Genomic DNA, 21,429 nt, shown 5'->3' on the forward strand with positions numbered 1-21,429 from the left:
CCGGTCGGACCCGCCCCGTTCGGCGCGGCCGGTCCGGCCGCCCGGACCGGGGTTCAGCGCGCGGGCTCCGTGTCCCCCACGTAGGTGGCCAGATGCGCACCGGTCAGGGTGGAGCGGTCCGCGACCAGGTCCGCCAGCGTTCCCTGGAAAACGACCGTCCCGCCGTCGTGCCCTGCACCGGGGCCGAGATCGATGATCCAGTCGGCGTGGGCCATCACCGCCTGATGGTGCTCGATGACCAGCACGGACTTGCCCGAATCAACGAGCCGGTCCAGCAGCCTGAGCAGCTGCTCTACGTCGGCAAGGTGCAGGCCGGTGGTCGGTTCATCGAGGACGTAGACATCGCCCTTCTCACCCATCTGGGTGGCCAGCTTCAGCCGCTGCCGCTCGCCGCCGGAGAGCGTGGTGAGCGGCTGGCCCAGGCTCAGGTACCCGAGCCCGACGTCGGCCATCCGGTCCAGGATCCTGGAGGCCGCGGGAGTGCGCGCATCCCCGGTGTCGAAGAATTCCCGGGCTTCCGATACCGGCATGGCGAGGACGTCGGCGATGTTCTTTCCACCCAGTGTGTACTCGAGCACCGAGGCCTGGAACCGCCTGCCCTCGCACTCCTCACAGGGTGACTCCATGGTGGCCATGACGCCCAGGTCGGTGTAGATCACACCGGCACCGTTGCAGGTGGGGCAGGCGCCCTCGGAGTTGGAGCTGAAGAGCGCGGGCTTGACGCCGTTCGCCTTGGCGAAGGACTTGCGGATCGGTTCCAGCAGTCCCGTGTAGGTGGCGGGGTTGCTTCGCCGTGAGCCCCGGATGGCCGCCTGGTCGATCACCACAACGCCGTCGCGTTCGGCAACGGACCCGTGGATCAGTGAGCTCTTGCCGGAGCCGGCCACGCCCGTGATGACGCACAGCACGCCCAGCGGGATGTCGACGTCGACGTTCCGAAGGTTGTGCGTCGACGCTCCCCGGACTTCCATGGCGTGCGTGGAGGAACGGACGGCATCCTTGACGCGTGCGCGGTCATCGAGGTGGCGTCCGGTGATCGTGTCCGTCTGGCGCAGTCCTTCAACGGTGCCCTCGAAACACACCGTTCCGCCCGCGGTGCCTGCACCTGGCCCCAGGTCGATCACGTGGTCGGCGATCGTGATGGTCTCGGGCTTGTGTTCAACCACCAGCACCGTGTTGCCCTTGTCCCGAAGCTGGAGGAGCAGCTTGTTCATGCGCTCGATGTCATGCGGATGCAGGCCGATGCTCGGCTCGTCGAAAACGTAGGTGACGTCGGTCAGGGAAGAGCCGAGGTGGCGGATCATTTTGGTCCGCTGCGCTTCGCCGCCCGAGAGCGTTCCGGCCGGCCGATCGAGCGAGAGGTAGCCCAGACCGATCTCCGCGAAGGAATCCAGGAGGTGCTGCAGCCCTTTCACCAGCGGTGCCGCTGTGCTGCCGGCCTTTCCCAGCCCGCGCAGCCACTCCGCCAGGTCGGTGATCTGCATCGAGCAGAGCTCAGCGATGTTCTTCCCGTTGATCTTTGACGACAGCGCTTCCCTGGTGAGCCGCGTCCCGTCGCACTCAGGGCAGCGCTGGAAGGTCACCGCCCGCTCCACGAACCGGCGCACGTGGGGTTGCATGGCCTCGGGATCCTTGGACAACATGGACTTCTGGATCTTAGGGATGATGCCCTCGAACGTGAGGTTGATGCCTTCAACCTTGATCTTGGTCGGTTCCGCGTACAGCATTGTGTCGAGCTGCTTCTTGGTGAACTTCGCAATGGGCTTGTCCATCGGCAGGCCCATGCCCTCGAACAGCCTTCCGTACCAGCCGTCCATCGAGTAGCCGGGGACGGTCAGGGCGCCGTCCGCCAGGGACTTTGCCTCGTCATACAGCGCGGCGCGGTCGATGTCGCTGACATTTCCCATCCCCTCGCATCTCGGGCACATGCCGCCCAGGTAGACGGCCTGGCTGACGACGCTCCGCTCAACGCGTCCCGCCTTCTCGGTGGACATCACGCCGCTGGCCTTGCGGGTGGGGATATTGAAGGAGTACGCGGTGGGTGGCCCCACATAAGGAGAGCCGAGCCTACTGAAGAGGATGCGCAGCATGGCGTTGGCGTCAGTCGCCGTACCGACGGTGGACCGCGGGTTGGCGCCCATCCGTTCCTGGTCAACGATGATCGCGGTGGTCAGCCCCTCAAGCAGATCAACGTCCGGCCGGGCCAGCGTGGGCATGAAGCCCTGCACGAAGGCGCTGTAGGTCTCGTTGATCATCCGCTGCGATTCGGCTGCGATCGTCGCAAAGACGAGCGAACTTTTGCCTGAGCCCGACACACCAGTGAACACCGTCAGCCGTCTCTTGGGGATGTCAATGCTGATGTCTTTGAGGTTGTTCTCGCGGGCGCCCTGCACCCGGATCAGATCATGGGTGTCCGCAGGATGCATTGCTCCATCTAACCAGTTGGCAGCTTCGATGGGCAGACCTGTACGGAAGGCATTCTGCCTGAGCGTCAGGTTGCCTAAGATAACTGTATGACGTCCACCACACAGCAGTCTGATTCCGCAACCGACGATGAGTTCCTCTGGCTCGAGGACATCTACGGGCAGAAGCCCCTGGAATGGGTGCGCAGCCAGAACGCCGTCACGGAAGCGGAACTTGTCAACAACCAGTTCCTCGCGGATGAACAGCGCCTGCTTGAGGTGCTCGATTCCACCGACAGGATTCCGATGGTGGTCAAGCGCGGCGACCACTACTACAACTTCTGGCGGGACAGGGAGCACCCCAAGGGCCTGTGGCGGCGGACCACCTGGGAAAGCTACCTGACCGATGCCCCCGACTGGGACGTCCTGCTCGATGTTGACGCGCTGGCCGCTGCGGAGGGCCAGGAGTGGGTGTGGGGCGGGGCGGTCTTCCTTCGCCCCACCGACGGTGGGCCCTACCGCCGGGCGCTGATCGCGCTCTCCCCCGACGGCGGGGATGCCCAGCGCTACCGCGAGTACGACGTCGTCGACCGCTCCTTTGTGGAGGGCGGGTTCGATATTCCGGTGGCGAAGAGCAGGGTCAGCTGGGCCGGCCCGGACGCCCTCCATGTGGGTACGGACTTCGGACCGGGGTCCATGACCACCAGTTCCTACCCGCGGACCGTGCGGACGCTGCGCCGCGGTGAACCGCTCGAGTCCGCGCGCCTGTACTTCGAGATCCCCGAAACCTCCATGATGGCCGTGGTGGTGCATGACCAGACCCCTGGGTTCGAGCGGGACATCGCCGCGCACATCGTGGATTTCTACTCCAGCCGAACGTTCCTGCGCCGGGGGGATGAATGGGTGCACATCGAGGTTCCCGACGACGTGAACGTGTCACTTCACCGGGAGTGGCTGGTGCTCCGTCCGCGCACCGATTTCGAGCTCGACGACGTAACGTACCGCGGCGGTTCCCTCCAGGCCGCCCGGCTCGAGGACTTCCTGGCCGGGCAGCGCGCTCTGACCACCGTGTTCGAACCCGATGCGCACACAGCCCTGCAGTCCTGGAGCTGGACCCGGGATCATCTCCTGCTCAATCTCCTGAAGGACGTGTCTTCGGAGATCCGTGTGGTCAACCCTGCACAGTCCTGGACCGCCGAACTGCTGGACGCCTGTCCGCCCCTGCACGCGGTGGATGCCTACGCAGTCGATGATGAGGACGACGACGCCGGCAACGACTACTGGCTGATCGCCACCGGATTCCTCACCCCCACAACGGTGGTGCGCGGCACTATTGGCGGCACGCATGTGGAAGTAAAGGCGTCGCCGTCGTACTTTGACGAGGAGTCCTTCACCGTCTCACAGCACTTCGCGGTCTCCAGCGACGGAACGCGGGTGCCTTACTTCCAGGTCGCGGCGAAGGATCTGGCGCTCGACGGCGGCAACCCGACGCTGCTCTCCGGGTACGGGGGCTTTGAGCACGCCATGACGCCGGCGTACAGCGGTGTGATCGGGCGGGGTTGGCTGGAACGCCGCACAGCGGACGGCCGCCCGGGTGTGTACGTACTCGCGAACATTCGCGGCGGGGGTGAATACGGGCCGGCCTGGCACCAGGCTGCGCTGCACGCCAACCGGCACCGGGCGTACGAGGACTTCGCTGCCATCGCGGAGGATCTGGTGGAGCGTGGAGTGACACGTCCGGAACTGCTCGGCTGCACCGGCAGGAGCAACGGCGGGCTACTTGTGGGCAACATGCTCACGCAGTACCCGCACCTGTTCGGGGCGATCTCGTGCGGTGTTCCGCTGCTGGACATGAAGCGGTACACCAAGCTGTCCGCCGGGTACTCCTGGATTGCCGAGTACGGCGACCCGGACAAGCCGGAACAGTGGGAGTACGTGCAGACTTTCTCGCCGTACCACCAGTTGCAGGAGGGCCGGAAGTACCCGGAGACGCTGATCTGGACGGCAACGAGTGATGACCGGGTGGGCCCTGTTCAGGCACGGAAGATGGCCGCCCGGATGAAGGCGCTCGGGGTTGGGAATGTGTGGTTCCACGAGGCGCTTGAGGGCGGCCATGCCGGGGCGTCTGACAACCGCCAGGCCGCGCGCATGCACGCCATGTCCTTCGAGTTCCTGTGGAAGGCACTCACCGGGCAGCTCTAGACCCGGGGGTATTTTGCTCTTGCCCTGAGGTTCTGGGTAGTCTTGGGTGGCTAGTAATAGCTGCTGGAGACGTGCCAGAGCGGCCGAATGGGCTTCACTGCTAATGAAGTGTGGGCCTAAAGCCTACCGGGGGTTCAAATCCCCCCGTCTCCGCGTTTTTCGAAGGGCGTCTTCGAGGGTCAGCTGATCCCCGAAGACGCCCTTCGTCTGTATGGGTTCCCGGCTCGACGACTGCTAGGCCTTCTGCGCAAGGACGAAGGGAAGCACCTCCTGGGCACCTGCCTGTCGGAGCGCCCGGCCGGCCACCGTAAGGCTCCAGCGGCTGTCCGCCAGGTCATCGACCAGCAGCACCGGGCCGGGGTTTGCGGCAAACCAGGCGTGGCCCTCCTCGGGAACCGCGAACCTGTCCCAGACCGCTGCGAGGCGGAACGCGCTGTTGACGCCGGAGCTCCCGCTCGGCCAGCCCTGCGGCAGCTGCAGGGCACCCAGGTAGGGGATGCGCCCAACACCGGCCAACCCCTCGGCCAGGGAACTGATCAGGAGTGGCCGCCGTCGCGACGGCATGCTGACCACGCCTACCGGTCGGGTGTCCCAGGACCATTCGGAAAGTACGCGGACACAGGCCTGGATGGCGGCCGGATCAAGTGCGGCGTCCGGAGAGGAGTCCGCGAGGAGCTCGCGTACCCGGTTGCCCCAGCCCAGGTCCGTCATCCGCGCGAGCGCCCGCCCGGCGGAGAGCTGCTGGTCCGCCGGGATGCGCCCCTTGACCGGCACACCCAGCTTGTCCATCCCCGAAGGCCACTGCCCTCTCGGTTCAAGCAGGACGCCGACCCTGCCCAGTGCGCTTCCGGCGCTCTCGGAGGCGTCGGGGGACACCTCATCGGAGTACCACCGGCCGGCGCAGTTGTCGCACCGGCCGCATGGTGCAGCAGCGGGATCATCGAGCGCCGCCGCGAGGAACTCCATCCGGCATTTTTCGGTGTTCTCGTAGTCGAGCATTGCGTTCTGCTCATGAACGCGGGCCTGCGATATCCGTGCATACCGCTCGCGGTCGTAGGTCCAGGGCTTCCCCGTGGCCTGCCAGCCGCCGGTCACCTTCTGCACCGCACCGTCCACGTCCAGCACCTTCAGGAGGAGTTCCAGCGGCGAGCGCCGCACGTCCACCCGGGTTTCCAGCGCGGGGGTAGACAGTACGGTGCCGCCGGCCAGTTCCTCCAGAATGCGCTGCGCCTTGTCCTCGGCGGGCATGGAGGCCGTGGCGAAGTACTCCCAGATCTCGCGGTCCTCATTTCCCGGCAGCAGCAGGACGTCCGCGTTGGGGGTCCCTCGACCGGCCCTTCCGACCTGCTGATAGTAGGCAACCGGGGAGGATGGCGCTCCGAGGTGGACCACAAAACCGAGATCCGGCTTGTCGAAACCCATACCAAGGGCGCTGGTGGCCACGAGCGCCTTCACCTCATTGTTCTTCAGTGACTGTTCAGCCGCCTCACGGTCCGACGGGTCGGTACGGCCGGTGTAGGCGAGCACGGCATGGCCGTTCTCCCGCAACAGACGCGCAGTGTCTTCAGCCGCGGAAACAGTGAGCGTGTAGATGATGCCGCTGCCCGGGAGGTCCCCGAGGTGCGTCAGAAGCCATGCCAGCCGGGAACGGGGGCTGGGCAGGCGGAGCACCCCGAGGCGCAGCGACTTGCGGGCAAGCTCACCGCGCAGCGTGTAGACGGCGGTGCCGTCCGTACCGAGCTGATCTTCGACGTCCTTGACCACCCGGGAGTTGGCGGTAGCGGTGGTTGCCAGCACGGGCACCCCGGCCGGCAGCGACGTGATGAGGTCACGGAGGCGCCGGTAATCCGGGCGGAAGTCATGGCCCCAGTCGGAAATGCAGTGGGCCTCGTCAATCACCAGCAAGCCGGTGCGCCGGACGAGCTCGGGCAGCTGGGTTTCACGGAAGATCGGATTGTTCAGCCGCTCCGGCGACACCAGCAGAACATCGAGCTCATCCGCGTCCAGCCGGGCGGTGATCTCCTGCCACTCAGTCTGGTTTGCAGAGTTGATCGCTGCGGCGCGCACCCCGGCACGCCCGGCCGCTGCCACCTGGTCCCGCATCAGCGCGAGCAGGGGCGACACGATGAGGGTGGGTCCGGCACCGGCGGAACGCAGCAGCAGGCTCGCCACGAAGTACACCGCAGACTTTCCCCAGCCGGTGCGCTGGACCACGAGCGCCCTGCGCCCGCCGTTGACCAGCGCTTCGATCGCCTCGAACTGCCCCTCATGGAAGACGGCATCATCCCGTCCGACAAGCGTTTGGAGGATTGCGAGCGCCTGCTGGTGCAGGGTGGTTGTTTCAGCCATGCGCCCCAGTATGGCAGTTGCCACTGACGTATCCGGCGGGGTTCCATGCGCTGTGGACAACCGCCGTCGTCCTGCCCTCCCCAGGCTCCGGACCGGCGGACCCGAGCGGTTAGACTTTCCAGCGTGAACACAACCATCGACCTCTCCGCATCGTTCAAGGCCTACGACGTCCGAGGGATCGTCGGTGAGACCATCACGGTGGAGTCCGTCAGGGCGGTGGGTGCGGCGTTCGTCGACGTCCTCGGGCTTTCCGGAGAGACGGTGTTGGTGGGCGGCGACATGCGTCCGTCCTCGCCCGAGTTTTCCGAGGCATTCGCCGAGGGAGCCACCACGCGGGGCGCAGATGTGGTGATGCTTGGCCTCATTTCCACGGACGAGCTCTATTACGCCAGCGGGATCTACAACGCGGCGGGTGTCACCTTCACCGCCAGCCATAATCCTGCGCAATACAACGGGATGAAGATGTCCCGGCCAGGCGCTGTGCCGATGTCCTCTGAGACGGGGCTTGCCGAGGTGCGGGAAGGCGCTGAACGGTACCTCGCCGAGGGCACCATCCCGGAAGCGGACCGGCGGGGGTCAACCTCTTCCCGGGATGTGCTGAAGGATTACGCGGAATACCTGCGTTCGCTGGTTGACCTGTCCGGAATCCGTCCGCTGAAGGTGGTTGTGGATGCCGGTAACGGCATGGCCGGACTCACCACCCCGGCCGTCCTCGGCGCCGAATACCTCAGCGCGCTGCCTCTGGACATCATTCCGCTGTATTTCGAGCTCGACGGTTCTTTCCCCAACCATCCGGCGAACCCGCTGGAACCTGAAAACCTGCGGGACCTGAAGCAGGCGGTCGTCAGCAACGGCGCGGACCTCGGCCTGGCATTCGACGGCGACGCGGACCGGTGCTTTGTCATCGACGAACTGGGTGAGCCGCTCTCACCCAGTGCTGTCACCGGCATGGTTGCGCGCAGGGAGATCCGCCGTGCCCAGGCTGCCGGGGAGGTGGAACCGGTCATCATCCACAACCTGATCACCTCGCGTGCGGTGCCGGAACTCGTGCGTGCGGAAGGCGCCCGGCCGGTACGCACCCGCGTGGGCCACTCGTTCATCAAGGCCGTCATGGCCGAGGAGGGCGCGGTTTTCGGCGGTGAGCACTCCGCCCACTACTACTTCCGGGAGTTCTGGAACGCTGATACGGGGATGCTGGCGGCCATGCATGTACTCGCCGCGCTCGGCGAACAGGACCGGCCGCTGTCCGCACTCGGTAAGGAATACGAGCCCTACTTCGCCTCCGGGGAGATCAACACCCGGCTTGACGACGTTGAAGCCGCCACCGCCCGGGTCCGGCAGGAATTCGAGAGCGACGGCGTCACCGTGGACGAGGTTGACGGCCTCACCTTCACCGCTGCCGACGGCTCCTGGTGGTTCAACCTCCGGGCGTCCAACACTGAACCGTTCCTGAGGCTGAACGCCGAGGCGGAAAACCCCGACACCCTGGAAACCCTCACCGATGCCGTCCTTGAGCAGATCCGCCGGTAACGGAGCCGGAAAGCCGTGCGGCCGGCACCGCGCTGCTGCACGGAACCGGCCACACTCCTGCGGAAGCGGCTGCTAGGCGGCGAACCGCTCCTTGAGCCGCTGCAGCTCCGCGGAAAGCTCCGCGGGCAGCGAATCGCCGAACTGCTGGTACCACTGCTCGATGCCCTCGAGCTCGGCAGCCCACTCTTCCGCATCGACCCGGACGGCCTGCTCAACATCCTGCGGGGCCATGTCGAGTCCTGTCAGGTCGAGTGAATCCGGGGCAGGGACATACCCGATCGGTGTCTCGACGGCTTCCGCCTCGCCCTCCAGGCGCTCAATGATCCACTTGAGCACGCGCGAGTTGTCGCCGAAGCCGGGCCAGGCAAAGCCGCCGTCGGCTGTGCGTCGGAACCAGTTGACCAGGAAGATCTTCGGCAGCCGCTCCTGGTTCGCCTGACCGCTGACTTTCAGCCAGTGGCTGAGGTAATCACCGGCGTCGTACCCCATGAAGGGAAGCATCGCCATCGGGTCGCGGCGCACCCGGCCAACCGCACCGGCAGCCGCGGCAGTGGTCTCCGAGGACAGTGTGGAGCCCATGAAGATGCCGTTGGTCCAGTCGCGGGACTGTGTGACCAGGGGCACCGTGGTCTTGCGCCGTCCGCCGAACAGGATCGCTGACAGCTCGACTCCTTCGGGGTCGTTGAACTCCTCGGCCAGCATGTCGATCTGGTCGATGGGCGTGCAGAACCGGGCGTTGGGGTGCGCGGCCGGAGCGTCCGACGACGGCGTCCACTCGTTGCCCTGCCAGTCCGTGAGGTGCGCCGGCACTTCCTCGGTCATGCCCTCCCACCAGACACCGCCGTCGTCGGTCAGTGCCACATTGGTGAAGATGGAATTGCCCTTGGCGATGGCGCGCATGGCGTTGGGGTTGGTGTGCCAGCCGGTGCCGGGCGCAACCCCGAACAGGCCCGCCTCCGGGTTGACGGCACGGAGTTCACCCTCCTTGCCGAATCGCATCCAGGTGATGTCGTCGCCGAGTGTCTCGACCTTCCAGCCCTCGATCGTCGGGTCGAGGAGTGCGAGGTTCGTCTTGCCGCATGCCGAGGGGAACGCCGCCGACAGGTAGTACGTCTTGTTCTGCGGCGAGGTGAGCTTGAGGATGAGCATGTGCTCGGCCAGCCAGCCCTCGTCCCTGGCCATGACCGAGGCGATGCGCAGCGCGTAGCACTTCTTGCCGAGCAGCGCGTTTCCGCCGTAGCCGGATCCGAAGGACCAGATGGACCGCTCTTCAGGGAAGTGGACAATCCACTTCTCCTCGTTGCACGGCCACGCGACGTCCTGCTGACCCGGTTCGAGCGGTGCGCCCACGGAATGCAGCGCCGGCACAAAGTCCGCATTGAGTTCGGTCATCCGGTCGAGGACCTCGGTGCCGATGGTCGCCATGATGCGCATGGACGTCACCACGTAAGCGCTGTCCGTAATCTCGACACCGAACTTGGGGCTCGGGGCGTCAAGGTGTCCCATGACGAAGGGGATGACGTACATGGTCCGGCCGCGCATCGAGCCGGCGAACAGGCCCCGCAGCTTTTCCTTCATGGCGTCCGGGTCCATCCAGTTGTTGGTGAACCCAGCGTCGCGTTCATTCCGTGAGCAGATGAAAGTCTGCTCTTCGACTCGGGCAACATCGGCCGGGTCGGAGAACGCCGCGAAGGAGTTGGGGAAAAGTTCGGGGTTGAGGCGTTTGAAGGTGCCTGCGGAGACGAGCTCGTCGCTGAGCTGGTGGTTCTCCTCCTCGGATCCGTTGACCCAATACACCCGGTCCGGCTGCGTCAGCGCGGCAGTTTCCTCAACCCAGGCCAACAGGCCCTGATGGGTTGTCGGCGCAGCGGAGGCTGCGTCCCGGTCAGTCGCTCGGTCAGCGAGCAGCGGCTGTCGCGCGGAATCGCCCATTTCTCGTCCCTTCGTTGGGTGGATGGTGTGTATTGATGCTAGGGGCGGGCTTCCGGCTGAATTCCATCGCCGCGGGCGTAAAGTTGATTTGAGGTACACGCTGATCCGCGAGTTTCTGCGGTTTTCACTATCCAAATACCTGCCCTCTTGTGACGAAGGTCACGTAGACCGGTCTATACTACCGATCGGTAGAAGGCCGCCGGGTCGCCCCAATTAGCATTAGGTTCCGAATGGCTGTAAAGTTATCTACGGCCAAACGGCCTGAGAAAGTCTTTCAAACCGGCTTTTGAATGCGTGCGTAGCTCAACGGATAGAGCATCTGACTACGGATCAGAAGGTTGGGGGTTCGAATCCCTTCGCGCGCACCAGCCAAACCGCCCCGGGTTACCGGGGCGGTTTTTTTGTGCCCGCAGCCCGGGCCCGGACCTTTCCCACGCAAACTGCTTGCCCCGCCGTCGGCCGGGTGACAGGCTCGGGACCATGAGCGCAGAGCAGAGTACCGACGTCGTTGTTATTGGAGCCGGCGCCGTCGGCGAGAATGCTGCCGCCCGCGTTGTCCGCGGTGGACTGTCCGCCGTCCTGGTGGAATCGGAACTGGTGGGCGGCGAATGCTCCTACTGGGCGTGCATGCCGTCCAAGGCACTGCTGCGCTCCGGGACCGCGCTGCACGCCGCCCGTTCCGTGGCCGGCGCACGGGAAGCAGTCACCGGCGCTCTCGACACCCAGGAAGTGCTCGCCCGCCGCGACAGCTTCACCTCCCACTGGGACGACTCCTCCCAGGTCGACTGGGTCAACGCCACGGGGATCACCCTGCTCCGAGGGACGGCGCGCCTCACCGGTGAGCGTCGGGTGGAGGTAACCACCGACGACGGCGCCACCACGCTCATTGCGCGCCACGCCGTCGTTCTCGCTACCGGATCCGTCCCGTCCGTTCCGCCCATCGACGGTCTTGAGGGCCTGACGTATTGGGGTACACGGGAGGCGACCTCCGCGAAGGAAATTCCGGAGAGCCTCACGGTGCTGGGCGGCGGCGTTGCCGGCACGGAACTTGCCCAGGCGTACGCCCGGCTCGGTTCGAAGGTCACCCTGGTCGCCCGCAGCGCCCTGCTGGGCAACTACCCGGAACCCGCTGTCCGTCTGGTGCAGCAGGGCTTGGAGCACGACGGCGTGACCCTCCACCTGCGTACCGCCACAGAATCCGTTGCTTACGACGGCGACCGCTTCCGGGTGACACTGGCCGGCGACACGGTGGTGGAGTCGGAGAAGCTCCTGGTGGCCACCGGCCGGCACCCGGCGCTGGCCGGGCTGGGCCTCGAAGGACTCGGACTGGAGACCCGGCAGCTCGACACGGATGAATCCGGTCAGGTCGTCACCCACCCGTGGCTCTATGCGGTGGGCGACGCCGCCGGGAAGGTGCTGCTGACCCATCAGGGGAAGTATGAGGCTCGCATAATGGGCGATGCCGTCGTTGCCCGCGCCAACGGGACGCTGGATGGACCGCCGCAGAAGTGGAGCGCCTTCGCGGCCACGGCGGACGTCTACGCGGTCCCCCAGGTTGTCTTCACCGATCCCGAGATAGCCATGGCGGGCCGGACACTCGAGGCCGCACGGAAGGACGGGCTGAACGTCACCGAAACATCACTGGAGCTGGCGGTTGCCGGGTCCTCACTCCACGCTGACGGCTACGAGGGCTGGGCGCAGATGGTGGTGGACGAGGATCGGAAGGTGCTGGTCGGCGTGACCTTCGCCGGACCAGACGTTGCCGAACTCCTGTATGCGGCAACCATCGCCATTGCCGGTGAAGTCCCGCTGGAGCGGCTGTGGCATGCGGTGCCTGCCTATCCGACCATCAGCGAGGTATGGCTGCGGCTGCTGGAGAAGTACGGCCTCTAGCCTGATTCGATTCGGCGCCGCCTCGGGCGCGGCTCGGGCGCGGTCCTGATCCCGGCACCGGCTCAGGCGCGATTCAGGCGCGGCGAACCACGAAGTCCGTCACCTCGGCGTCTCGCCCGTCCAGTTCCGCCCACTCCCCGGCATGGCTGAGGACGGTGAGTCCCGCCGTCGGATAGTGGGTGGCAAGATCGACGACGGCGTCCTCATCCGAGTCGACCGACGCGAGCCGCATGGCCAGGTTCTGGATGCCTGGGAGGTGCGAAATAACCAGGACGCTCGTCGCGGTTTCGGGCACCTGGTTGATCACCGTGAGCATCTCAGTGGCGCTGGCCCCGTAGAGCTTCGGCTCGAGCCGCGGCGTCGGAGCCTTCTCCCCCAGTTCCTGGCACACCCAGATGCAGGTCTGCCGGGCGCGCAGCGCGGTGGAGGTGAGGATGAGGTCCGGGACGGCGCTGTTCTCCACCATCCAGCGGCCAATCAGCGGCGCGTCACGATGACCGCGGCCGCTGAGCGGCCGCTCGTGGTCCGTGACATCGCCATGCCAGTCCGACTTCGCATGCCGCAGGAGCATCAGGCGCTTCAGATGGTGGGAGGACATTCCCTCACCCTACTTTGTGCGGAGCGGCAGCCTAGATCGAGTACTCCGGAGCAGCCCACACAACAACCTCTGGGTGCTCGTAGAAGCGGTAGCCCTGCCCGCGAACCGTCCGGACCGTGTTTGCCAGCCGGCCAAGCTTTGAGCGCAGCCGGCGGATGTGCACGTCGATGGTGCGTTCGTTGGGCACCTCATCGGCGTTGCGCCACAGCCCGCTCAGGAGCTCCTCGCGCCCGACGGTCCGGGAGGCGTTCTCCACGAGGTAGTTGAGGAGTTCGAATTCCTTGAACGTCAGGTTCAGGATGTCGCCGTCGAGGTGCACTTCACGGCGGGAAAGATCGATCAGCACCCCGGTGGGGCGCGGGGCCGGCGGCGGAGTGGGCTGCTGCTCGGTGCGCGGCCGGCGGTTCACCGTCGGGTCACCGAGGGCCTGCCGGACGACGTCGATATCGGTTCCCACCGCATCTGCCGGGGCGAGCGCAACGGCGGCGTGGCTCTGGGCGCCGGGCACGAGGGTGCGGACATAGGCGCGCACGTCCTGTGCCAGCTTGCTCAGCGTGGTGTCATGCTCGGCGGCGGTGTCCTCATCGAGTGCGACGTACAGGACAAAGCCGCGTGCGGTGGTGTCGCCGGTGACCGCCTGGGGGCCTGGGATCCCATTCGGAGTGACCACGGGAACCGGTGCGGTGATGGGCTGCGCCGATTCCGCGGGAGACGGCACGGACTGGAGCTGCCCGTAGGCCGGTGAGTATGCGGCTGCAGCCGGCTGGCTGTAGCTCGGAATTCCGGGGCGCTGCCCGTAGGCCTGTCGCTGGATGCCGGCGCGGTTCTGCGCGTTGCGGAGGGAAATGTGGACGTATCCGGAAGAAACGGTCATGTCTAAACAACCTCAAGGTGAATCGCCGTCATCACGGCTCGAATGCAGGGGTGTGCCCGGTCGAGATGGAGCTTCTGGTGGAGCCCGCCGTTGGGCCAGGAATGCGTAAGAGGGTGGGGTAAACCGTTACGCGCACATTCGACAGCAGCGGGATCCCTGCGCGGACAGGACGTCCGGGGAATAGGCTGCGGCTGCAGATGCTGCTGAGTTGGTGTTCACAATCCGAATTATTGCACGTAACAATCCGCTACGCACAAGTAACAATGGTAGAGCGTCCGCATTCTGGACGGCTGAGCGTGCAGACAGAATGTCAACCCGCTGCCATGTTTCCGGCAGCATGTTGGACGAATTGTCTCGCTGCGTGGAGGAAACGGATGAATTGTCCGGAAAGTGAACCGGTTGCCCGTGAAGGCGTTTAGCCGGTTGCCCGGATAGTGGACGGCCGTCCGGTTAGCCGACGACGCCGTACAGACGGTCTCCGGCGTCGCCCAGACCGGGCACGATGTAGGCGTTCTCATTCAACTTTTCGTCGATGGACGCGAGGACGATGGTGACGTTGGCACCCTCGAGTTCCTGTCTGAGTGCCTCCAGGCCCTCCGGCGCCGCCAGAAGGCAGATGCAGGTGACATCCGCTGCGCCCCGGCGGAACAGGAACTTGATTGCCTCGCGGAGGGTGCCGCCGGTGGCGAGCATGGGGTCGAGGACAAATACCTGCCGGCCGGTGAGGTCATCCGGCAGCCGCTCGGCGTAGGTAATGGCTTCGAGGGTTTCCTCGTTGCGGGCCATGCCGAGGAAACCCACTTCCGCGGTGGGGACCAGGCGGGTCATGCCTTCCAGCATGCCCAGCCCCGCACGGAGGATGGGAACCACGAGCGGCGTCGGCTTAACCAGGCCGGTTCCGACGGCGGAGGTCACCGGGGTCTCGATCTGGACCGGCTCAACGCGCACATCCCGGGTAGCCTCATAGGCCAGCAGAGTCACCAGCTCCTCCGTCAACAACCGGAACACCGGAGACGGAGTGTTCTTGTCCCTCAGGACCGTGAGTTTGTGGGACACCAGGGGATGGTCGACAACCAGAACGCGCATTGCTCAAAAGTATCATTGGCACATGCCAGCCCATCCTGCCCCTGCACAGCGCGATCATGCCGCGTGGATGGAGCTGGCGCTGCAGGCCGCCCGGCGGGCGGGTGAGACGGCGGACGTGCCGATCGGCGCCGTCGTCGTCGGTTCTGACGGCGAGGTGCTGGGCACCGGCTGCAATGAACGTGAGGCAACCGGGGATCCGACCGCGCATGCGGAGGTGCTCGCGATCCGGCGGGCTGCGGCGGCACTGGGGTCCTGGCGGCTGGACGGCTGCACCCTGGTGGTGACGCTTGAGCCGTGTTCGATGTGCGCGGGCGCCAGTGTGCTCGCTCGTATTCCCCGCGTGGTCTTCGGGGCCTGGGACGAGAAGGCGGGAGCGGCCGGTTCCGTGTTCGACGTTCTGCGCGAACGCCGGCTGAACCACTGGACCGAGGTGTTCCCCGGGGTTCTTGAGAACGAGTGCGCTGCGCTGTTGCGGGATTTCTTCGCGGAGCGCAGGGCCTGACTCCTGGTTCCGGGCATCACCCTTGCCCGTTTTGGGCGTGGAGTACCTCAGCCGGTAAAGTGGCACCGTTGGTGACGTGTCCGAGCGGCCGAAGGTGCAACACTCGAAATGTTGTTTGGTGTAAAAGCCAACGTGGGTTCAAATCCCACCGTCACCGCCAGCTGAAAACCCCTGATTCCCTTCTACGCGAAGGGAATCAGGGGTTTCGTTTTGCCCAAACGGTGAACGCGTCAGTGCTCGGTGTCTGCCGCAGCAGCCTTCCTGGCGTCCTTCTCGGCGCGCAGGGCCTCGGCGTCGTGCTGTTCCTCGGCCTTCTCCTGGTGGATGGCCTCGGCCAGGAGTTTCTCCATCTCCTTGGCCACGCCTGCGGCTGAGGCCGGGTTCTGCCCAGTCACCAGCCGGTCGTCGACCACCACCTTCTCCGCGAAGACGTCCGCCGAGAGGTGGGTGGCGCCCTGTTCCTCAAGCCGGTCCGCCAGGAAGAACGGGATGACTTTGTCCTTCCCTGCGGCGACCTCCTCGTCATTGGTGAAGGCAGCCACCTCCCGGCCCTCGACGAGGCGGAACCCGTTGTCCAGTTCCACGTTCAACAGACCCGCAGGTCCATGACAGACCGCGCCCACCACGCCGCCAGAGTTGTAGACGCTGGCGACCAGGCGCTGCAAGCCTTCGCTGTCCGGGAAATCCCACATGGTGCCGTGGCCGCCTACGAGGTAGACGGCGTCGTACTGGTCGGGATCAACCACGTCCACGCGGGCTGTGTTGTAGAGGCCGGCACGCGTGACCTCGTCCTGAGTGAAGGCGACCTGGATGGGGTCACCCGAATCCACCTCGTCCCGCGGGGGCTGGCCGCCCTGGATGGACGCGAAGTCGACGAAGTGCCCGGAATCCTTGAAGACCTTCCAGGGATGCGCGGCCTCAGCCACGTTGTAGCCGGTCTTCTCACCCGTGTCGCCGAGCTCGGAAACGCTGGTCAGTACCATGAGGATTTTCTTCATGAAGTGCTCCTTGTCGTCCGGGCTTCCACCCTACGCCCAGCTGATTCCGGCGTCTCCCGTAGCGTTGGAGGCATGGCATTACGCGCACTGGCCGTCGGTCGGAAACATGAGTCCTGGGTGGCCGAGGGCATCGCCCGCTACGAGAAGCGGCTCAAGAAGCCCTTTGACCTGTCCTGGCAGCTCATTCCGCACTCTGCCCGCGAGGGCGACGCCGCCCGGGACGAGGAGTCCGCGCGCCTCCTCGAACGGCTCGGCGGGAAAAACGCCGCCGACTACGTGATCCTGCTCGATGAACGCGGAAAAGCCGTGGACTCCCCCACCCTCGCCGCCCGGCTCCAACAGCCGCTCGACAGCTCCCGCAACATCACCCTGATCATCGGCGGAGCGTACGGAGTCAACCCCGAAGTCCACCAGCGTGCCGACTTCATCTGGTCTCTCTCGCCCCTGGTCTTCCCGCACCAGCTGGTCCGGCTCATCCTGGCTGAACAGGTCTACCGGTCCCAGGAAATTGCAGGGCGCCGTCCCTACCATCACGAGTAGGCATTCAACCGAGCCGGATCGTCACCGGCAGCGAATAAAGTGGGACTGCAAGGTTTCTTCTACGTGCGGTAGAACTACGGGCGATAGAACAGGAAGGAGGCCGGGTGACCAGTAACCAAGTGCGGATGATGCGCGCAGCGGTGACCGCCGGCGTCGTCTTCCTGCTGGCTGCCGGTGCGCACATCGCCGGAGGTGCTGCCCTTCCGGATCCGCTCATTCTCGGCACGCTCGCCGTGACCACTGTGCTGGCAGCCACTGTCCTGTCGCGGAGAAAGCTGTCGCTTCCGTCCGTGCTCGGCGTCCTGGGAGCCGGCCAGGTCCTCCTTCATGAAGCCTTTTCAACACTGACGACGACGGCGGCGTGCGTCCCCTCCTCCCGTGCCCACTTCGGTCCGCAGCAGGTCCACTGCGCTCCGGCGGGTGGCATGGAGCACGCGCACGCCTCCTCGCTGCTGGACAATCCGCTGATGTTTGCGGCGCATGCCGGCGCCGTCGTCGCCACCGCCCTGATGCTCTATTACGGGGAGACCGCGCTGGAACTGGTGGCCCAGTGGCTTCGGCCGCTGGTGGCCCTGCCGCGGCTGGTTGTGTTCCCGCCGCCCGCGGACCTTCCGGTCTTTCCCGACGCTCCCGTCCGCAGCTACCTCGAGCCGCTCCTCACTGTCAGGCCGCTGCGCGGCCCACCCCTGGCTACCTCTCTCTAGTCCCACCGGCTCTCCAGTTTCACCGGCGTTTTCCAGCGCCCTCCCCTTTTTAGGCCGTTCCCGGACGGCACCCCCTGAGAGGTAACACCATGAAGACTTCAGTTCGCCGTACCCTGACCGCTGCCGCCACAACCACCGCCCTGATGGGCTTCGGGCTCGCCGGAGCGGCAGCACACGTCACCATCAAGCCCGACACCACCGCCGCAGGCGCCCACGCACTGCTCACCGTCGGGTTCTCCCACGACTGCGACGGCTCGCCCACCAACAAGCTGACCATCTCCCTGCCGGAACCGCTGGTGGACGCCAAACCGGAAATCGTTCCCGGGTGGACGGTTGAGAAAGTCACCGAAACACTCGATGAGCCGCTGACCCTGGACAACGGAAGCAGCGTCACCGAGCGCGTCGGGCAGATCGTGTACACAGCCGAGACACCGGTGGAGGACGGCTACCTCCAGCAGTTCGATATCTCGGTCCAGCTTCCGGACCGGGAGGGCGAGACCCTGGCGTTCCCCGTCCTGCAAAGCTGTGTGGAAGGCGAGACCGACTGGGCCGAGATCCCCGCTGACGGAGAGGACCCCCACAGTCTCGACGCTCCTGCGCCGACCATCACGCTGACCGGGGCGGAGGAGCACGGGCACTCCGAAGACCAGGAGCCGACAGCTGAAGAGCAGCCGGCCGAGGCCACTGACTTTGAAAGCGCGTCGGCTGCCAGCGAGGACTCCTCCGGCGCGGCGACCGCCGGTTATGTGGGGCTGGGTGCCGGCGTGCTCGGCCTCATCGCGGGCGTCGCGGCGCTGCTGCGCACCCGGACAGCCAAGGGATAGTGCCATAACAATCCCTGCGTCAATCGGCACCGCGCCGCCGGGGCTGATTGACGCAGGGAGTCTTCCCCAGCAGGGTGGTTTTATGACCACTCGCGTATCCGTGCCCCGCCTGCTTGCTGCCGCCGCAACCCTTGGGGCTCTCGCCCTGTCCGGATGCGGCGCCGGTGATCCGGCCGCAGAAGAGACCAGTCCGGAACCGTCGGCGAGCGCCGGACAGACCACTGCCGAGGCCGAGCCCACGCCCGAGGACTCAGAATCAGCGTCCGCCGAGCCCAGCGAGAGCAGCGAACCCTCCCCGTCCGAGTCCGCCTCGGAGTCCCCGGAGGCGAGCCCGACGGCGGCCGCAGCGGACGGCGTGTGCACCTCCGACATGCTGAGCGCCGTCCTCGAAACAGAGATGGGCGGCGGCGCGGCGGGAAGCGTGTACCGGCAGATCATCTTCACCAACACGGCAGACGAACAATGCGAGATCACCGGGTACCCGGGGGTCTCCTACGTGGACGCCGCGGGTAACCAGGTGGGAGCTCCCGCCGACCGGGAGCCGGCGCAGTCCCCCGAAGTGGTCCTGGCGCCGGGCGAGTCAGCGGTTGCGCCGGTGAAGCAGACCAACGCCCAGAATTACGGTGCGGACTGCATCCTGACGGACGCCGTGGGGCTGCGCGTGTATCCGCCGAATGACACCGCCTCGCTGATCGTCGACCAGGCGGGCACCGCCTGTGCGTCCGAGGACATCGTGCTGATGACGGTGGCTCCCACCAAGCCGCTCTCCCCCTAGCACCGCCGCCGACGCACCGCGCTGCGCGCTCCTTTCCAGCTGACAGAATGTCGGAGGGGTAGGAGATGATGAAGCGATGACATCGGTGCTTGAGAAATTCACGCCCGCCACACGCCAGTGGTTCGCGGGCGCCTTCTCCGCACCCACTCCTGCCCAGGAGGGCGCCTGGAACGCGGTGTCCGCCGGGTCGCACGCGCTCGTGGTTGCGCCGACCGGTTCGGGTAAAACCCTCGCGGCGTTCCTGTGGGCGCTGGACAGCTTCATTGCCCGTCCGATCGAGGGCAAGCGGTCCACCCGCGTCCTCTACATCTCACCGCTGAAGGCCCTCGGCGTTGACGTGGAACGCAACCTGCGCGCGCCGCTGATCGGCATCACGCAGACCGCCAAGCGGCTGGAGCTGCCTGCGCCGTCCGTCACCGTGGGCGTACGCTCCGGAGACACCCCGCAGGCCGAGCGCCGTGCCCTGCTCACCCGGCCACCGGACATCCTGATCACCACGCCGGAATCGCTCTTCCTGATGCTCACCTCCAGGGCACGGGAAACCCTGACGGACCTGGACACGGTCATCATCGACGAGGTCCACGCCGTGGCCGGAACCAAGCGGGGTGCGCACCTCGCGGTATCCCTCGCCCGGCTGGACGCGATGCTGGACAAACCCGTGCAGCGCATCGGACTCTCGGCAACCGTTGAACCGAAGGAAACAGTGGCCCGTTTCCTCGCCGGGAACGCGCCGGTGGAGATCGTGGCCCCACCCTCAAAGAAGTCGTGGGACCTCACGGTCACCGTCCCGGTGGAGGACATGACGGAGCTGGGCGGCGCACCGACTAACGACGACGACGACGGCCCCACTCCCTCGCCCAGTATCTGGCCGCACGTGGAGGAGAAAATTGTTGACCTGATCGAGACCAAGCGGTCAACGATTGTCTTTGCGAACTCGCGCCGCCTGGCCGAACGGCTCACCGCACGCCTGAATGAAATCCACGCCGAACGGCTGGAGGCCGCCTCCTTCTGGGATGCGCCCGGCGAGGCCCCAGCTCCGTCCGGCACACCGGAGCCGAAGCGCCCTCCGGCGGAACTGATGGCCCAGGCCGGGCAGACCGAAGGCGCGGAGCCGCTGCTGGCCCGCGCCCACCACGGGTCCGTTTCCAAGGACCAGCGCGCCCTGATCGAGGATGACCTGAAGTCCGGCCGGCTGCGCTGTGTGGTGGCGACGTCGTCGTTGGAACTGGGCATCGACATGGGTGCGGTGGACCTGGTGATCCAGGTGGAATCGCCGCACTCCGTGGCCAGCGGGTTGCAGCGAGTCGGCCGGGCCGGCCACCAGGTGGGTGAAGTTTCCGAGGGCGTGCTCTTCCCGAAGCACCGCGGGGATCTGCTGAACACCGCCGTCACGGTCGAGCGGATGCTGGCCGGCCAGATCGAGCCGCTCTACATTCCCACCAACCCGCTGGACATCCTGGCCCAGCAGACGGTCGCGGCCACCGCGCTGGAAACCATCGACGTCGAGGAGTGGTTCGACGTCGTGCGCAGGTCCGCCCCGTTTGCCACTCTCCCGCGCTCCGCCTTCGATGCCACCCTGGACCTTCTCGCGGGACGGTACCCGTCGGACGAGTTCGCCGAGCTGCGGCCCCGCATCATCTGGGACCGGGTGGAAGGCACCATCACGGGCCGGCCCGGCGCACAACGGCTGGCCGTCACCTCGGGCGGCACCATCCCCGACCGCGGGCTGTTCGGTGTCTACCTCGTCGGATCCGAAGATGCCGGCTCCAACCGCGGCGGCCGGCGGGTCGGTGAGCTGGACGAGGAAATGGTCTACGAGTCCCGCGTGGGTGACGTCTTCGCCCTCGGCGCCACGAGCTGGCGGATCGAGGACATCACGCATGACCGGGTGCTGGTCTCCCCCGCCTTCGGGCAGCCCGGCAAGCTGCCGTTCTGGAAGGGTGACTCGCTCGGCCGGCCCGTGGAGCTCGGGCGGGCGCTCGGGAGGTTTGTCCGTGAACTCTCCAACGCATCGGACGAAGACGCCGCAGCCCGTTGCCGTGCCAGCGGGCTGGACGAGTGGGCGGCCGGCAACCTCCTGACCTACCTGCGCGAGCAGCAGCAGTCCACGGAAGTGGTGCCGAGCGACCGCACCCTGGTGGTGGAACGCTTCCATGATGAGCTCGGTGACTGGCGGGTTGTCCTGCACAGCCCGTTCGGTATGCCCGTGCATGCGCCCTG

General features: G+C 66.2%; 16 protein-coding genes and 3 tRNA genes. 12 read left to right on the top strand and 7 right to left on the bottom strand.

Going from position 1 to position 21,429, the window contains the following annotated elements; all coding sequences use genetic code 11:
• Window positions 1–53 precede the first annotated feature (53 nt).
• Complete coding sequence (locus tag X803_RS0105235; protein WP_051470488.1) at window positions 54–2,426, bottom strand: ATP-binding cassette domain-containing protein; 2,373 nt, start codon at window positions 2,424–2,426, stop codon at window positions 54–56.
• Between the two features lie 87 nt (window positions 2,427–2,513).
• On the opposite strand from X803_RS0105235, the gene X803_RS0105240 reads away from it, so the two are divergent.
• Both X803_RS0105240 and X803_RS0105245 read left to right on the top strand, forming a co-directional pair.
• Window positions 2,514–4,604 (top strand): prolyl oligopeptidase family serine peptidase, encoded by a 2,091-nt coding sequence (locus X803_RS0105240; protein ID WP_026544358.1) that lies wholly within the window; start codon window positions 2,514–2,516, stop codon window positions 4,602–4,604.
• Between the two features lie 65 nt (window positions 4,605–4,669).
• A tRNA-Ser gene (locus X803_RS0105245) sits at window positions 4,670–4,757 on the top strand.
• An 81-nt stretch (window positions 4,758–4,838) separates the two neighbouring features.
• Here X803_RS0105245 and X803_RS0105250 read toward each other — a convergent pair.
• The gene (locus tag X803_RS0105250; protein WP_026544317.1) at window positions 4,839–6,953 is read right to left on the bottom strand and encodes a RecQ family ATP-dependent DNA helicase; all 2,115 of its coding nucleotides are present in this window, start codon (window positions 6,951–6,953) and stop codon (window positions 4,839–4,841) included.
• Window positions 6,954–7,076: 123 nt separating this feature from the next.
• Between X803_RS0105250 and X803_RS0105255 the strand changes: the two genes are divergently transcribed.
• A complete protein-coding gene (locus tag X803_RS0105255) occupies window positions 7,077–8,483 on the top strand; it encodes a phosphomannomutase/phosphoglucomutase (RefSeq protein ID WP_026544318.1) in 1,407 nt (468 codons plus the stop codon).
• A 72-nt stretch (window positions 8,484–8,555) separates the two neighbouring features.
• Here X803_RS0105255 and X803_RS0105260 read toward each other — a convergent pair whose 3' ends face one another.
• Window positions 8,556–10,415, bottom strand: coding sequence for a phosphoenolpyruvate carboxykinase (GTP) (locus tag X803_RS0105260; protein WP_026544319.1), 1,860 nt, complete (start codon window positions 10,413–10,415; stop codon window positions 8,556–8,558).
• A gap of 292 nt (window positions 10,416–10,707) precedes the next feature.
• Between X803_RS0105260 and X803_RS0105265 the strand changes: the two genes are divergently transcribed.
• Window positions 10,708–10,783: transfer RNA gene (locus X803_RS0105265), tRNA-Arg, on the top strand.
• Window positions 10,784–10,895: 112 nt separating this feature from the next.
• On the top strand, window positions 10,896–12,308 hold the full coding sequence (locus X803_RS0105270; RefSeq protein WP_026544320.1) for a dihydrolipoyl dehydrogenase family protein: 1,413 nt from the start codon (window positions 10,896–10,898) through the stop codon (window positions 12,306–12,308).
• A gap of 73 nt (window positions 12,309–12,381) precedes the next feature.
• On the opposite strand, the gene X803_RS0105275 is transcribed toward X803_RS0105270, so the two are convergent.
• The 3 genes from X803_RS0105275 to upp form a co-directional block, all read right to left on the bottom strand.
• A complete protein-coding gene (locus X803_RS0105275) occupies window positions 12,382–12,906 on the bottom strand; it encodes a SixA phosphatase family protein (RefSeq protein WP_026544321.1) in 525 nt (174 codons plus the stop codon).
• A 31-nt stretch (window positions 12,907–12,937) separates the two neighbouring features.
• Window positions 12,938–13,780: a winged helix-turn-helix domain-containing protein gene (locus tag X803_RS0105280; protein WP_026544322.1), complete on the bottom strand. Its 843-nt coding sequence runs from the start codon at window positions 13,778–13,780 to the stop codon at window positions 12,938–12,940.
• 450 nt (window positions 13,781–14,230) lie between these two features.
• Window positions 14,231–14,866, bottom strand: a complete 636-nt coding sequence (upp, locus tag X803_RS0105285; protein ID WP_026544323.1) for a uracil phosphoribosyltransferase — start codon at window positions 14,864–14,866, stop codon at window positions 14,231–14,233.
• A 22-nt stretch (window positions 14,867–14,888) separates the two neighbouring features.
• Here upp and tadA point away from each other — a divergent pair, with 22 nt between their 5' ends.
• Complete coding sequence (gene tadA, locus X803_RS0105290) at window positions 14,889–15,368, top strand: tRNA adenosine(34) deaminase TadA (RefSeq protein WP_026544324.1); 480 nt, start codon at window positions 14,889–14,891, stop codon at window positions 15,366–15,368.
• Between the two features lie 70 nt (window positions 15,369–15,438).
• Window positions 15,439–15,528 (top strand) — tRNA-Ser (locus tag X803_RS0105295).
• A gap of 70 nt (window positions 15,529–15,598) precedes the next feature.
• On the opposite strand, the gene X803_RS0105300 is transcribed toward X803_RS0105295, so the two are convergent.
• Window positions 15,599–16,366: a type 1 glutamine amidotransferase domain-containing protein gene (locus X803_RS0105300; protein ID WP_026544325.1), complete on the bottom strand. Its 768-nt coding sequence runs from the start codon at window positions 16,364–16,366 to the stop codon at window positions 15,599–15,601.
• A gap of 72 nt (window positions 16,367–16,438) precedes the next feature.
• Here X803_RS0105300 and X803_RS0105305 point away from each other — a divergent pair, with 72 nt between their 5' ends.
• From X803_RS0105305 to X803_RS17975, 5 genes are all read left to right on the top strand, one after another.
• Window positions 16,439–16,906: a 23S rRNA (pseudouridine(1915)-N(3))-methyltransferase RlmH gene (locus tag X803_RS0105305; RefSeq protein ID WP_026544326.1), complete on the top strand. Its 468-nt coding sequence runs from the start codon at window positions 16,439–16,441 to the stop codon at window positions 16,904–16,906.
• A 104-nt stretch (window positions 16,907–17,010) separates the two neighbouring features.
• On the top strand, window positions 17,011–17,610 hold the full coding sequence (locus tag X803_RS17970) for a hypothetical protein (protein ID WP_156929975.1): 600 nt from the start codon (window positions 17,011–17,013) through the stop codon (window positions 17,608–17,610).
• An 89-nt stretch (window positions 17,611–17,699) separates the two neighbouring features.
• Complete coding sequence (locus X803_RS0105315; RefSeq protein WP_026544327.1) at window positions 17,700–18,434, top strand: YcnI family copper-binding membrane protein; 735 nt, start codon at window positions 17,700–17,702, stop codon at window positions 18,432–18,434.
• Window positions 18,435–18,516: 82 nt separating this feature from the next.
• Complete coding sequence (locus X803_RS0105320) at window positions 18,517–19,209, top strand: DUF4232 domain-containing protein (RefSeq protein ID WP_051470490.1); 693 nt, start codon at window positions 18,517–18,519, stop codon at window positions 19,207–19,209.
• A gap of 76 nt (window positions 19,210–19,285) precedes the next feature.
• A partial coding sequence (locus X803_RS17975) for a DEAD/DEAH box helicase (protein ID WP_035778024.1) occupies window positions 19,286–21,429 on the top strand: 2,144 nt, incomplete at its 3' end.

This window comes from Arthrobacter sp. 35/47, assembly GCF_000520475.1.
GTDB lineage: Bacteria > Actinomycetota > Actinomycetes > Actinomycetales > Micrococcaceae > Arthrobacter_D > Arthrobacter_D subterraneus.